A 14,396-nucleotide genomic window follows, 5' to 3' on the forward strand; every position below is an offset into this window, starting at 1 on the left:
TCAGGCACAACATTCCAGGCAGCAGCACACGAACGATACGCAGAGTTATGCCCAACGAGGAGGCACAGAACATGGGGGATCTAGCAATAGATTTCTGTGGTGAATGGTACGAGCCCTCAGACGAGGACGTCTTCAACATCGGCCGCGAAGGCGACCTCGAAGTCGACGACAACCCCTACCTCCACCGGCAGTTCCTGCAGGTGGCCCGCTACGACGGGATCTGGTGGCTCAGCAACGTGGGCAGCATGCTCTCCGCCACGGTAGCGGACGGATCCGGCGGCATGCAGGCGTGGCTCTCGCCCGGCGCCCGCATCCCGCTGGTGTTCAGCCACACCAACATCATTTTTACGGCGGGCCCCACTACGTATGAATTCGCGGTGCACCTGAAGACCCCGTCCTTCCGGCAGGAGTCGCGGGAGGAGGACAGCAACGGGGACACCACCATTGGACCGGTGGTGTTCACCGACTCGCAGAAGGCACTCATCGTGGCGCTCGCCGAGCCGATGCTCAGGCGCGAAGGGACCGGTTTCAGTGCCATCCCGTCCTCCGCCGCCGCCGCCAAAACGCTGGGCTGGGCGCTTACCCGCTTCAACCGGAAACTGGATAACGTCTGCGACAAACTTGACCGCGTGGGCGTCGTTGGCCTGCGCGGCGGCGGCGGCAAACTCGCCACCAACCGCCGCGCCCGGCTGGTGGAGCACGCCGTCACCTCGCACCTGGTCACAGCCGATGACCTGTACCTGCTCGAGAAGATGAGGGGCGTGGACGAAGGATGAGGATCCGGCTAACGCTCCGCCGCGACCCGGCCGAAGCCAAGGACCTGGCCATTACCGTTGACGGCCTCGCATCCGTAGCCGACGTAGCCACGACGCTCTGGGCCGCCGACCCTGCCCGCAAAGGCACGCCCGCCCCGGACAACCTCTCCTTGAAGATCGACGAGGCGTTCGTGGGGGCCATGCGCGGCAACGTCCTCGCGCGGGAGGACAACCTCCTCGAATCCGGCCTCCGGCCCGGCTCCGTGGTGTCCCTGACCCACGTCAGTGCCCATTTCGGTGATCCTGACGCGGGCCGCGGCCCCGCTGCTGCCACCCTCCGCGTGCTCTCAGGGCCCGACGTCGGCCGCGAATTTTCACTGCCTTCCGGCACCAGCTACATCGGCCGGGACCGGGACGTGGACATCCGGCTCTCCGATCCGCTGACGTCCAAACGCCACGCCCGCATCAGCGTGGGGGAGGGCGTGGAAATCGTGGACACCAACTCCGCCAACGGGCTCCTGATGGATGGCCTGCCCGTCACCCGCGCCACACTGAACTCCTCGGACACCGTTACCCTCGGCGATACCACCATTACGGTGGTTCCCCTGGGACACAACCGGGCGGCCGCACCCACCTCGCCCCTGGTGGACTTCAACCGCTCACCCCGGGTGGTTCCCCGGTTTGAGGAACCGAAGCGCGTCCTGCCCGCAGGGCCCAAACGGCCCGAGGACCAGCCCTTCCCCTTCATCATGCTGCTCATCCCGCTGCTGATGGGCGCGGTCATTTTTTCGATCAGCAACAACCCGCTCTCGGCGGTGTTTATCCTGATGATGCCGTTGTTCGTGGTGGGCCATTACGTGGACCAGCGGATGCGGACCAAGCGCCAGCAGAAGGAACAGCTCAAGCATTTCCGGGCCTCCATGGCTGCCTTCCGGGAGGACATCACCGAACTCCAGCACGTGGAGCGTGCCGTCCGGCTGCAGGAGGCACCCTCCGTCAGCGACACCGTTAACGCCATCTACAAGCTGGGTCCGCTGCTGTGGACCCACCGCCCCGAACACAGCGGCTTCCTGGGCCTGCGCTTCGGCCTGGGCACGGTGCCGTCGCGTGTCCTCCTGGAGGAACCGGCGAACAACGACACGGAAGTGGAATACGCCCGCGAAATCCAGGACTGCATCAAGCAGTTCCGGGACATTGAAGGCGTTCCGGTGGTCTCCCGGTTCCGGTCAGCGGGCTCGCTGGGCATCGCCGGTGCCCGCGGACTGGTGGATGACGTGGCGCGCGGCATGGTCCTCCAGCTGGCGGGGCTCCACTCGCCGGCCGAAGTGGTCCTCACGGCCATCACGTCCGCCCAGTCCCGGGAACGGTGGAACTGGCTCCAATGGCTGCCCCACGTCGGCTCCGGGCACAGCCCCCTGTCCGGGGACCACCTGGCCGCCGGTTCTGCCGGCGGTGCCTCCCTGGTGGCCCGCCTCGAAGACCTGGTGGAAGCCCGGGAGGCCGCCGGCAAGCGGTCCGGTCCGGAACTCCGCCCGGGGCTGGATCCCCGGAAGGAGGAGGTGGACGCCCCGGTGGTGCCGGCGGTTCTGGTGGTCGTGGAGGACGACGCGCCGGTGGACCGGGGCCGTCTCACCCGGCTCGCCGAACGCGGCCCGGACTCCGGCGTCCACGTGCTTTGGGTAGCCACGGACGTCCAGGCCCTTCCCGCTGCCTGCCGTGATTTTATGGTGGTGGACGGGGAGCACGGCACCACCACAGGGCAGGTCCGGCTGGGCCGGCACACCTACCCAGTCAGCTGCGAAAGCGTAGACGACGAACTCGCTGCCCAGCTGGCAAGGATGCTCACGCCGGTGGTGGACGTGGGCAAACCCGTCACCGACGATTCCGACCTTCCACGCGCCGTGTCCTATGCCACCCTGATCGGCAAGGACTTCCTGGACAACCCGCAGGCCGTCGCTGAACGCTGGACGGAAAACAACTCCGTGCACAGCAGCGCCGTGGCCAACCGGAAGGACAACGGCACCCTCCGCGCCCTGGTGGGCTCCAAGGGCATCGAACCGCTGTACCTGGACCTGAAGAACGAAGGCCCGCACGCCCTGGTGGGCGGGACCACCGGTGCCGGCAAGTCCGAATTCCTGCAGTCCTGGGTGATGGGCATGGCCGCGGCGTACAGCCCGGACCGGGTCAGCTTCCTGTTCGTGGACTACAAGGGCGGAGCCGCGTTCGCAGACTGCATCAACCTGCCGCACACGGTAGGGCTGGTGACGGACCTTTCGCCGCACCTGGTCCGGCGCGCCCTGACCTCGCTCCGCGCCGAACTGCACCACCGGGAGCAGCTGCTGAACCGGAAGAAGGCCAAGGACCTGCTGGCACTCCAGCGCGAGGCCGATCCCGAGGCGCCGCCCTACCTGATCATCATCGTGGACGAATTCGCGGCGCTCGCCAACGAGGTTCCCGAGTTCGTGGACGGCGTGGTGGACGTCGCTGCCCGCGGACGCTCCCTGGGCCTGCACCTCATCCTCGCCACCCAGCGCCCGGCCGGCGTGATCAAGGACAGCCTGCGGGCCAACACCAACCTCCGGGTGGCGCTGCGCATGGCCGACGAAGACGACGCCAGCGACATCCTGGGCGTCCCGGACGCGGCTTACTTCGACCCCTCCATCCCGGGCCGCGGTGCGGCCAAAACCGGGCCTGGCCGGATCCAAGGCTTCCAGACCGGCTACGCCGGCGGCTGGACCACGGACAAACCCCAGCGGCCGCAGATCGACATTGTGGAAATGGCGTTCGGTTCCGGCCCCAGCTGGGAAGCTCCGGCGCCGGAAAAGCCCGTGCTGGAGGCGCCGGCCGGCCCCAACGACATCGAGAGGATGACGGCCACCATCGTCCGGGCGGCCCGCTCGCTCGCGATCCAGCCCCCGCGCAAGCCATGGCTGGACGAACTGGCCAAAACCTACGATTTCTCCAGGCTCCCCAATCCCCGCACCGACGAGCAGCTGCTCCTCGGAGTTGCTGACGACCCCGTCCGGCAATCCCAGCCCACCGTGTTCTACCAGCCGGACAAAGACGGCAACATGGCCATCTACGGCACCGGCGGTTCAGGAAAATCGGCGGCTTTGCGCGGCATTGCGATCGCTGCCGCCGTCACTCCCCGCGGCGGACCGGTCCACGTCTACGGGATCGACTCCGGGTCCTCGGGGCTGCGGATGCTGGAGGAACTCCCGCACGTGGGCGAAATCATCAATGGCGACGACGTCGAACGGGTGGGGCGCCTGCTGCGCCTGCTGCGGGACATCGCCGAGCAGCGGTCCGCCGCGTTCGCCGAGGTGCGTGCCTCCACGATCGTGGAGTACCGCAAGCTCGCGAACCGGCCCCACGAGAAGCGGATCTTTGTCCTCGTGGACGGCATGTCGGCGTTCCGAGACGCGTACGAACACAGCCGCCTGTCCGGGCTTTGGGACATTTTCCTGCAGCTGGCCACGGACGGCCGCACCCTCGGCATCCACCTGGTGGTCACCGGGGACCGGCCCAATTCGGTGCCGGCCTCACTGCTCGCCTCCATCCAGCGGCGCCTGGTGCTCCGGCTCTCCTCCGAGGACGACTACATTTCGCTGGATGTTCCGCGCGACGTGCTCGGTGCCACCTCCCCGCCGGGCCGCGGGCTGCTGGACGGGCTTGAAGTCCAGCTCGCCGTGCTGGGCGGAAACTCCAACCTGGCCCTGCAGGCCCGCGAGGTGCACAAGCTCAGCGAAGCAATGCTGCGCCAGGGCCTGGAGGCTGCCCCGGGCGTCGAAAGGCTGCCGGAGCAGGTGGACCTGGATGTCCTGCCCGCCGGCGGCCCCGACCTGCCCGTGGTCGGCGTCGACGACGAAACGCTCCAGCCGGCCGAAATCATGGCGCGGGGCCCGCTCCTCCTCGCCGGCCCGCCCGGTGCCGGACGGACCGTGGCGCTGGTGACCCTGGCCTACGCCCTCCGCCGGTCCAACCCCGCCACCGAACTCATCTACATCGGGGCCCGGCGGTCCGCCGTCGCCTCGCTGCCCATCTGGAACCGCTCCGTGGTGGGCCCGGACGACGTAGCCGAGGTGGTGGAAGACCTGGTGGAGCACTCCTCCGGAAACCCTGGCGCGCTTGCCATCTTCATCGAAGGCCTCACCGAGTTCACCGACACCATGGCGGAGTCCGGCGTGGGCCAGCTGGTCACGGTATCCATCAAGGCGGACCAGTGGGTCATCGGCGAATCCGAAACCTCCACCTGGTCCTCTGCCTGGTCCCTGGCCCAGCCCTTCAAATCCGGCCGCCGCGGCCTGCTTCTGAACCCCGGCGACATCGAAGGCGACAGCCTGCTGAACACGTCCCTGGGCCGGATCAGCCCGGAATTCATCCCCGGCCGAGGGTACGTGGTGGGGCGTGGAAAAGCGCGCAAGATCCAGGTGGCACTGCCGCCCGAAAACAGGGACTGACACGCCCATGGCGGCAGAGCCGCAGGTCCCTTGGATTTGCGGCCCTGCTGCACGGTGTAGAAGACTACCGAAGGACACCAGACAGCCGCGGTGGGGGACTGCGCGCATCGAAAGGTAGCAATGACCCCGTCTTCACCGGTTTTCCGCGTTGCATTGACGTCGGCATCAGCAGTGGTCCTGGCCACCACCCTTGGCCTCGTTCCGGGCGGCCCCGCAGCCGCGGATTCCACCCAACCCACACCCGCTTCCACAACCGCGCCCGAGCAGTGCTTCCTGCTGTTTTGCGGGCCGGCGCCTGCAGGCGACCCGAAACCTGCGGAGCCCACGCACACTCAGAAACCCAAGGAACCTCAGAGCCCCCCGGCCCCGCCCGCCGATCCTGTTCCGGCGCCTCCGGAACAGCCCGCACCGTCCGTTGCGCCTCCGGCCGAAACCGCACCGTCACCGGCCGCCCCGTCCGCTGACCCGGAAGAGTCCGCCAGTCCGTCCCTCGCCGCCGCCACGGGATCCGCCGCCTCCCCGCCGCCCACCGGCGCCTCCAGCGGACAGGACTGGAACACGCCCGTCACCAAGTCCGCCAAGCCCACCCCGGTCGCAGCCGTCACGGTTGCCGGCGACCCCGGCCCGGACGGTCCGGCCATCCTGCCCGTCATCGCCGGCGTGCTGTTGCTGGGCACCGCCTGCGCGTCCTTCATTTGGTGGGGCCGGAACCGGTACCGCGTCGGAGCCCACTGAGTTCCACGGACGCGACGGCTCCGGGCGCGCGACGTCACGGCCGGCTGTGGTGCCTTGATGGCAAGATAGGTCTGTGAGTACAGGACCAGGCCCCGCAGATCAGACCGCCACCCGCACCACCGAACCCGTCGAGCCGGAGACAACGCCCAGCGAACCGGTCCGCGAGGAGTACGAGAACCTGGTGGACCTCGTCCGGAAGCACCGGTTCGCCTACTACCAGGAAGACGAGCCCCTGGTGTCCGATGCCGAATTCGACGAACTCTTCCAGCGGCTGGAGGAAATCGAGGCTCTGCATCCGGAACTGGTGTCCAACGACTCGCCCACCCAGGAAGTGGGAGGGGAAGTCTCTGCGGCCTTCGCCGCCGTGGAACACCTGCAGCGGATGTACAGCCTCGAGGATGTCTTTTCCCTTGAGGAACTCGAAGCCTGGCTCACCAAAGCCACCGCCGGTATCGAGAAGCTCGGCGACGGATCGCACCAGCCCGCGTGGCTGACGGAACTGAAGATCGACGGCCTCGCGGTCAACCTGCTGTACCGGGAGGGCAAGCTGGTGCGGGCGGCAACCCGCGGTGACGGCACCACGGGCGAGGACATCACCCACAACGTCCTGACCATCAAGGAAATCCCTCAGGAACTGAGCGGGGAAGGGTTCCCCGAAGAGATGGAAATCCGGGGCGAGGTGTTCATCCCGTCCCAGGCTTTCGCGGCGTTCAACGAAGCCCTGATCGAAGCCGGCAAGGCGCCCCTGGCCAACCCGCGCAACGCGGCGGCGGGCTCGCTGCGGCAGAAGGACCCGGCAGAAACAGCCAAACGGCCGCTGAAGATGTTTGTCCACGGCATTGGCGCCCGTGAAGGGCTCCAGGCGCGCAGCCAGTCCGAAACCTACGATGTGCTCAAGGCCTGGGGCCTGCCGGTCAGCCCTTACTCCGAAGTGCTGGGCAGCCTGGACGAGGTCCTGGACTTCATCAAGCGGTACGGCGACAAGCGCCACAAACTGCTGCACGAAATCGACGGCATCGTCATCAAGGTGGATGACTTCGCCATCCAGCGGGCCCTCGGCTACACCACCCGCGTGCCGCGCTGGGCCGTCGCCTACAAGTACCCGCCCGAGGAAGTCCACACCAAGCTCCTGGACATCCAGGTCAACGTGGGCCGCACCGGACGCGTCACGCCCTTCGGCATGATGGAGCCCGTCAAGGTGGCCGGGTCCACGGTGGAAATGGCCACCCTGCACAACCAGGACGTGGTGAAAGCCAAGGGCGTGAAGATCGGCGACATCGTGGTGCTGCGCAAGGCCGGCGATGTCATCCCGGAAATCGTGGGCCCGGTCCTGGCCCTGCGCGACCAGCAGGACCCACCGGTCCGCGATTTCGTGATGCCCACCGAATGCCCCTCCTGCGGCACCCCCCTGGCTCCGGCCAAAGAGGGCGACGTGGATATCCGCTGCCCCAACTCCAAGTCCTGCCCGTCACAGCTGCGGGAGCGGGTGTTCCACCTGGCCGGGCGCGGCGCGTTCGATATCGAGGCCCTGGGCTGGGAAGCAGCCATCGCCCTCACCCAGCCGGCAGAACCCGAGGTTCCGCCGCTGACCACCGAAGCTGCCCTGTTCGACCTCACTCCGGAAATTCTCGCCGATGTCCGGATCAGGCGGGAAAAGCGCACCAAGGGTGTGCCCACCGGGGAGTTTGAACTGGTGCCCTACTTCTACAGCAAGGGCACGGCCAAGTCCCCGTCCAAGCCTACGGCCACTACCGAAAAACTGTTCCGGGAGCTGGAGAAGGCCAAGACCCAGCCGTTGTGGCGGGTGCTCGTGGCGCTGTCCATCCGGCACGTGGGCCCGAGGGCATCGCGTGCCCTGGCCACCGCCTTTGGCACCATGGAGGGCATCCGGAACGCCTCCGAGGAAGAGCTGGCGCACGTGGACGGCGTGGGCCCCACCATTGCGGCCGCGCTCAAGGAGTGGTTCGCCGAGGACTGGCATGTGGAAATCGTGGACCGCTGGGCCGCGGCGGGGGTGCGGATGGAAGATGAGCGGGATGAGTCGATGCCGCGGACGCTTGAGGGGCTGACCGTGGTGGTGACGGGCTCGCTGCCCAACTTCAGCCGGGACGAGGCCAAGGAGGCCATCCTGCTCCGGGGCGGCAAGGCTGCCGGGTCGGTCTCGAAGAACACCAGCTACGTAGTGGCCGGCGAGAACGCCGGAACCAAGCTGGACAAGGCCGAACAGCTGGGCGTGCCGGTGCTGGACGAGGACGGATTCCGTGAGCTCCTGGCCGGCGGCCCGGCAGCCCTGGAGGCAGCCTCGTGAGCGCCGGAAGCGCGGCCGCCGGCCGGCGGGAACTTCCCGCCGCCCTGCTGGAAGTGGCCAAGCAGGCAGCAGCGGCCGGCGCCCGTGTCCTGGCCGGGCGGAACGCGGACGCGCTCCGGGCCAGCACCAAAGGCGAAGCCGGCGACTGGGTCACCGCCTTCGATATTGCCGCCGAGAACGCCGTCCGCGATGTCATCGCCGCCGCGCGGCCCGGGGACAGCATCACCGGCGAGGAACACGGCACTACCCGGCCGGCAGATCCCACGGGATACCGCTGGTCCATCGACCCGCTGGACGGCACCACCAACTTCATCCGCAACATCGTCTACTACGGCACCTCCGTGGCAGTGGCGGATGCCGACGGCGCCTGGCTGGCCGGCGTCGTCAACGCCCCCGCGCTGGGCCGCATCTACTACGCGGCCCGCGGCCAGGGTGCCTGGCTCGAGGAAGCCGGGACCCTGACCCGGCTGGAGGGGCCGGTACCGGGCCGCAAGGGCCAGATCCTTGCCACCGGCTTCAGCTACGATCCGGGCGTCCGTTCCGAGCAGGCCGGCCAGTTGGCCGAACTGCTGGAAGGGTTCGCGGATGTCCGCCGGCTCGGGTCTGCGGCGCTGGACCTGTGCATGGTGGCGGACGGCACCCATGACGCCTTCGGCGAACGCGGGCTCAACGAGCACGATTTTTCCGCCGGCGCGCTCATTGCGGAAGAGGCCGGCTGCTGGGTCCGGCGGCCGCGGCTGACCAGCCCGCTGGACGGCGGCCCCTCAGACGAGGAACGGCTGGACGCCTGGACCTGCGCTGCCAGCCTGGAGCTGTCCGGCAAATTCCCGCTCTGACCCACAGCTTCCCTGACCCACAGCCTCCCTGACGGACCTTCCCCTGGCTATTGTTTCCACTCGCCTGACCACAATGCGCCTGGCTGATAGTTCAATCACGGAAAGCGTTGTTGCGCGGGCTGGTACTCATCAGTAGCACTACCATTGATGGGTGCATCCGCAGATAACCGTCCGTCCCGCCGTCGAGTCCGATTTCGGCGCCATTGCCCGCATCACCAGGGATTCCTACCTGGCCGCCGGGTATTTCGACGACGCCGATCACCCCTACATGCGCAAGGTCCAGGATGTGGCCGAGCGGGCAGGCAAGGCCACGATCTGGGTGGCGGAGCGGGCCGGGGACGTGGTGGGTTCGGTCACTCTTGCCTTGGCCGGCAAGCCGTATGCGGACATTGCACTGGCCGACGAACTGGAATTCCGCATGCTGGTGGTGGACCCGGCTGTGCAGCGCAGCGGTGCCGGCAAGGCGATGGTGGAGGCCATCATCGCGTATGCCCGGTCCCTGCCAGGCATCAACGGGGTAGCCCTCACCACCGGAGCAACCTGGGAGAGCGCTCACGGACTCTACCGGAAAACAGGCTTCCGCCGCGTCCCCGAGCGTGACTGGTTCATCCCCGGAACTGACATAAAACTGCTGGTTTACCGGCTGGACCTGTAGCCGCCCTAAAGTGGTGCCGACTCATTCCAGCTTTGAAAGGCCCACCATGCGCAAAACCTTCGGCACCGGCTCCGTCTGGGAACAGACCCTCGGCTACTCCCGCGCGGTCCAGGTGGACAGCACCCTGTACATTTCCGCCACCGCGGCCAGCGGCGAGGACGGCATCGTGGGGAACGATTTCTACACCCAGACCCAGTTCATCCTGCAGAAGCTCGGCAAGGTCCTCGCGGACGCCGGCTTCAGCTTCGAGGACGTGGTCCAGTCCAAGCTGTACCTGACGGACATCAGCAAGTGGGAGGACGCCGGCCGCGCCCACGGTGAAGTCTTTGGCGACATCCGGCCCACCCTGTCCCTGGTCCACGTCCTGCCGTTCCTCGACCCGGACATGCTGGTCGAAATCGAGCTCGTCGCCCAGAAGAGCGGCAGCTAACCCGCCAGCAGGTTACCCCGCCGGCAGGCCGTAGCGGTGCTCCGGCCTGCCGGTGGATCCGTAGCGCAGCTGGATGTCCACGGCGCCGTCGTCGGCGAGCGAGGACAGGTAACGCTGCGCTGTTGCACGGGAGACACCCACCCGGCCGGCCACCTCCGCGGCCGAGTACTGCTCGCCCGGTACCAGGGATTCCAGTACCGCCGCCTCCGTCGCTGACCTGGGCTTTGACGACGGCGCGACGTCACCGGGGATCAGAGACCGCTTGGCACGCTCCACCCCATCCTGGTCCAGCGCGCCGGGCTGGGCCAGCAGACGCCGGAACCGCGCGTAGGACCGCAGCTGCTGGGACAGGGACTCAGAGGTAAACGGCTTCAGCAGGTAGCCCAGCGCACCCCGCCGGAACGCCACGCGAATGGAGGCGGGGTCGGAGGCGGCGCTGAGGATTACGGTGTCCACGTCCAGTTGCTGGAGCAGGTCCAGCCCGGACGCGTCCGGCAGGTACACGTCCAGCAGCACCAGGTCCGGCCGGAGGCTGTGGATGGCCTGTAGCGCCAGCGACGCCGTTCCCACCGGTGCCAGGGCCAGGAACCCTGGCACCGAGTCCACGTAGGCGGCGTGCAGTTTGGCCACGTGGAAGTCGTCATCGACGATCAGCACCCGAAAGTCATCAGCCATGGTGGTCCTTTCCAGCTGCGTCCTGGGAAGCGGAATTCCTGAAGGCGGCATCCGTGGCCGCTGAATCCTTGAGCCGGGAGTCCTTGGTCCCGGCTGTGGTGCCGGGGAGGGTGGCCATAAAAACAGCACCGGGTCCGCCGGGCTGCCCGGCTTCCAGCAGGCGGACCTCCCCGCCGCGGCGGCGGGCCAGCTGGCGGGCCAGTGCCAGCCCGAATCCCTGGCCGCCGCCGGCACGGTGGTTCCTGGACAGCGCGCCGGACGCCGTGGTGAAGCCCTCGGCGAAGACTGCCTCGGGGTCCGTTCCCGCCGCCAGCCCGTCGCCCGAGTCGGCGACAACCACGTGGAGCGTGCCGCCGTCGTCGTCCGGCTCATCCAGCACCTCCAGCTCAACCCAGCGGTCCGTCGAAGAGCCAGCCACGGCGGCGTTGATGGCGTTGTCGATGAGGTTCCCCAGCACGGTGGTGACGTCCTGGGCGTCGGTGACCTGCCCGCGGACCAGGGTCTCCGGGCCGATCCGCAGGGCGACCCCGCGCTCGTCGGCCTCCACCCCCTTGGCACCAACAAAAGCCTGCAGGTACGGGTCCTGGAGCAGCTCGGCCTGGTCCACGGGAAACTTCAGCGGCCCGGTGGCGGCCAGCCGGGCCAGGTATTCACGCGCCTGCTGGTGCTGCCCGATGCTCATGAACCCGGCGATGGTATGCAGCTGGTTGGCGAACTCGTGCCGCTGGGCCCTCAGCGCCGTGGACATGGTGCCCACAGCATCCAGCTGCCGGGTAAGCTGCTGCAGCTCCGTGCGGTCGCGGAGCATTACCACCCAGCCCAGGTCCTCCCGCCGGTGCAATGCCTTGCGCCCGTTGGCCACCAGTACCCGGCCGCCGGCCACCAGTTCGACGGCGGAAGCGTCGCCGGAGCCGGCCCTGGTCAGGGACTTCAGCAGGTCCGGCACGGGGGCGTCCTCCCAGCGTGTTCCGGCGAGGTCGTCCAGCCCCAGCAGGCGCTGGGCGGCGGCGTTGAAGACGGTGATCCGGCCGTCGGCGGAAACGCCGATCACGCCGTCGTCCACGCCCTGGAGGACCGCCACCTGGTCATGGACCAGGGTGCTGATCTCCTCCGGTTCCAGGCCCAGGGTGAGCCTGTGCAGGCGGCGGCGCAGCAGGAAGGATCCCAGGATGCCGGCGAGCAGCGCACCGGCGGCGGTCAAGGCGACCGGGCCGATGTCCCGTTCCACGCTCTGGCCCACGGTCTCCATCGAATACCCCACACTGACCTCGCCCACCACCGTGCTGCTGCCGGGGGCGTAGACGGGTACCTTGGCCCCGGCGGAAGGTCCGAGTGTTCCGGTGTTCCGGGTGGTCACTTCCTCGCCGGACAGCGCCTCGGACGGATCGGTGCTCACCCTTTCGCCCAGCCGCTGCGGATCCGGATGCGCCAGCCGGAGGCCGGTTTCGTCGGTGATCACCACGAACAGGGCACCTGTCCGGGCGCGGACCGCTTCGGCGGCCGTCATCAGCGGCCCGGCAGCGAGTTCGGCGGGCGGGGGAGTGCCGGGCTGTTCGCTGATGGCCAGCACGTCGGCCTGCACCGAGGGGTCCGACGCCACAGTCCGGGCCAGGGTCAATGCTTGGCTCTCTGCCTCGCGGGCCACCCGGTCGTAGGTCAGCCAGGCGTGGACAGCGGCGCTGAGCAGAACCACCAAAAGCACCACCGCCAGCTGCAGGAGCAGCGTCTGGGTGGAAAACCGCAGCGGCGCGCGCGGACTGGTACGCTGCATGATCCTCCTCGATCCGGTGGGTGGCGGGGCGGCTGAAGGCCGTGAGCACAATGAGCAAAATGCTCGCAATAAGCAGTATGCCAATCAATTGAGCCAAAGGCACTGCCGTGACGCCGGCCACCCTACAGTCTGTAGCACGCGTCACACCGCTGTGCCGCTGTTCACAAAGAAGGAGCCCAGCCGTGCTGGTATTACTTGGATTCGCCATGATCGCGGTATTCATGGTGCTGATCATGACGAAGAAGTTGACGCCAGTGCTGGCGCTGATCATCGTCCCCACAGTTTTTGGCCTGTTCGCCGGCGCCGGCCTGGGCATTGGAGACATGGTGATGGATTCGATGAAGTCCATGACCTCCACCGCCGCCCTGCTGATGTTCGCCATCATCTACTTCGGCCTGATGATCGACGTCGGGCTGTTCGATCCGCTGGTCCGGTTCATCCTGCGCAAGCTGGGCAATGATCCCGCCAAGGTGGTGCTGGGCACCGCCCTGCTGGCAGCTGCCGTATCGCTGGACGGTGACGGCTCCACCACCTTCATCCTCACTACCGCGGCCATGCTGCCCATCTACCTCCGGCTGAAGATGAGCCCCGTTGTCCTCACCTGTGTGGCCGGCCTGGCCAACGGCACCATGAACATCGTGCCCTGGGGCGGTCCCACGGCCCGCGCCGCCAGCGCCCTGAAGATCGACGTCAACGAGGTCTTCGTCCCCATGATCCCGTCCCTTGTCGCCGGCCTCGCCGTGGTCCTCATCTTCGCCTGGGTGCTCGGACTGCAGGAGCGCAACCGGCTCCGTGCCACCCAGCCCGAAATCTGGGGTGTGCCTGACACCGCCGAAGCGTTCGACGGCGGCACCCCGGCAGGCGGCAGCGGCGCCTTCCGCACCGGTGCAGGCCGCAACGGGAACCCAGGCGGAGCAGCCGCCGCTGTCGGAAGCTCTTCCGTAGCTGTCCTGGAACGCACGGAAGTGTCAGCGGAAGAGAACGACGCCGCGATGGCAGGCACCGCCCTGGATCCCAACCGCACCACGCTGCGCCCCCGGCTGCAGTGGTTCAACCTGGCCCTCACGGTGGCAGTGATGGGCATGCTCATCGCAGACCTCGTGCCCCTGCCGTATGTGTTTATGGTCGGATCTGCCATCGCCCTCCTGGTGAACTTCCCCCATGTGAAGGACCAGGCGGCGCAGGTCGTTGCCCACGCGCCGTCGATCGTTGCCGTGGTCAGCATGGTCATGGCCGCAGCGGTCCTCACCGGCGTCCTGAAGGGAACGGGCATGGTGGAGGCCATGTCCTCCTGGCTGGTGCAGATCATCCCGTCCAGCATGGGCCCGCTGATGGCCGTCATTACCGGCCTCCTGAGCATCCCGATGACGTTCTTTATGAGCAATGACGCCTTCTACTTCGGTGTGCTGCCCGTGCTGAGCGAGACCGCTGCCCACTACGGCATCAGCGGCGCCGAGATGGCCCGCGCCTCCATCACCGGCCAGCCGTTCCACATGCAGAGCCCGCTGGTTCCGGCCATCCTGCTCCTGGTGTCCCTGGCCAAGGTGGACCTCGGCGACCACCACAGGAAAGTCCTGTGGCGCGCCGCGGCAGTGTCCCTGGTCATGCTGGGAATCGGCATGCTGACCGGAGCCATCGGAATCGGTTAGTCTGTAGCTGCCGCGGTGTTGCCCCTGGTGGGCGGTGCCCGGTGAGAAGGTGCCCGTCTGACGCCCGCTGGGGGTCGTCAGACGGGCATCATCGTTTCCCCACTAGAATGGATCGGAAATCA

Annotated in this window: 10 protein-coding genes; 8 read left to right on the forward strand and 2 right to left on the reverse strand. The window is 67.8% G+C overall.

What is annotated here, in order from left to right:
- The first annotated feature begins 71 nt into the window (after positions 1-71).
- The 7 genes from BACI348_RS07455 (at position 72) to BACI348_RS07485 (ending at position 10,179) form a co-directional block, all read left to right on the forward strand.
- Positions 72-776, forward strand: coding sequence for a hypothetical protein (locus tag BACI348_RS07455; RefSeq protein ID WP_159824638.1), 705 nt, complete (start codon positions 72-74; stop codon positions 774-776).
- Positions 773-5,215, forward strand: a complete 4,443-nt coding sequence (locus BACI348_RS07460; protein WP_159824639.1) for a type VII secretion EssC family protein — start codon at positions 773-775, stop codon at positions 5,213-5,215. Before BACI348_RS07455 ends, BACI348_RS07460 begins: the two co-directional genes overlap by 4 nt.
- Before the next feature lie 120 nt (positions 5,216-5,335).
- Complete coding sequence (locus tag BACI348_RS07465; RefSeq protein ID WP_159824640.1) at positions 5,336-5,950, forward strand: hypothetical protein; 615 nt, start codon at positions 5,336-5,338, stop codon at positions 5,948-5,950.
- 73 nt (positions 5,951-6,023) lie between these two features.
- Complete coding sequence (gene ligA / locus BACI348_RS07470) at positions 6,024-8,258, forward strand: NAD-dependent DNA ligase LigA (protein ID WP_159824641.1); 2,235 nt, start codon at positions 6,024-6,026, stop codon at positions 8,256-8,258.
- Positions 8,255-9,094, forward strand: coding sequence for an inositol monophosphatase family protein (locus BACI348_RS07475; protein WP_201298397.1), 840 nt, complete (start codon positions 8,255-8,257; stop codon positions 9,092-9,094). Before ligA ends, BACI348_RS07475 begins: the two co-directional genes overlap by 4 nt.
- 151 nt (positions 9,095-9,245) lie before the next feature.
- The gene (locus BACI348_RS07480; protein WP_159824642.1) at positions 9,246-9,749 is read left to right on the forward strand and encodes a GNAT family N-acetyltransferase; all 504 of its coding nucleotides are present in this window, start codon (positions 9,246-9,248) and stop codon (positions 9,747-9,749) included.
- 46 nt (positions 9,750-9,795) lie between these two features.
- Positions 9,796-10,179 carry a RidA family protein gene (locus BACI348_RS07485; RefSeq protein WP_159824643.1) on the forward strand — a complete coding sequence of 128 codons (384 nt, stop codon included), beginning with the start codon at positions 9,796-9,798 and terminating at the stop codon, positions 10,177-10,179.
- Between the two features lie 12 nt (positions 10,180-10,191).
- Here BACI348_RS07485 and BACI348_RS07490 read toward each other — a convergent pair whose 3' ends face one another.
- Entirely contained in the window at positions 10,192-10,854 is a 663-nt protein-coding gene (locus tag BACI348_RS07490) for a response regulator (protein WP_159824644.1), read from the reverse strand.
- Entirely contained in the window at positions 10,847-12,625 is a 1,779-nt protein-coding gene (locus BACI348_RS07495) for a sensor histidine kinase (RefSeq protein WP_201298398.1), read from the reverse strand. The genes BACI348_RS07490 and BACI348_RS07495 overlap by 8 nt, the downstream gene beginning before the upstream one ends.
- A 182-nt stretch (positions 12,626-12,807) precedes the next feature.
- Here BACI348_RS07495 and BACI348_RS07500 point away from each other — a divergent pair, with 182 nt between their 5' ends.
- Positions 12,808-14,274, forward strand: a complete 1,467-nt coding sequence (locus BACI348_RS07500) for a CitMHS family transporter (RefSeq protein WP_159824645.1) — start codon at positions 12,808-12,810, stop codon at positions 14,272-14,274.
- Positions 14,275-14,396 lie beyond the last annotated feature (122 nt).

The sequence above is a fragment of the Arthrobacter sp. 9AX genome (genome assembly GCF_902506095.1).
Lineage (GTDB): Bacteria > Actinomycetota > Actinomycetes > Actinomycetales > Micrococcaceae > Arthrobacter.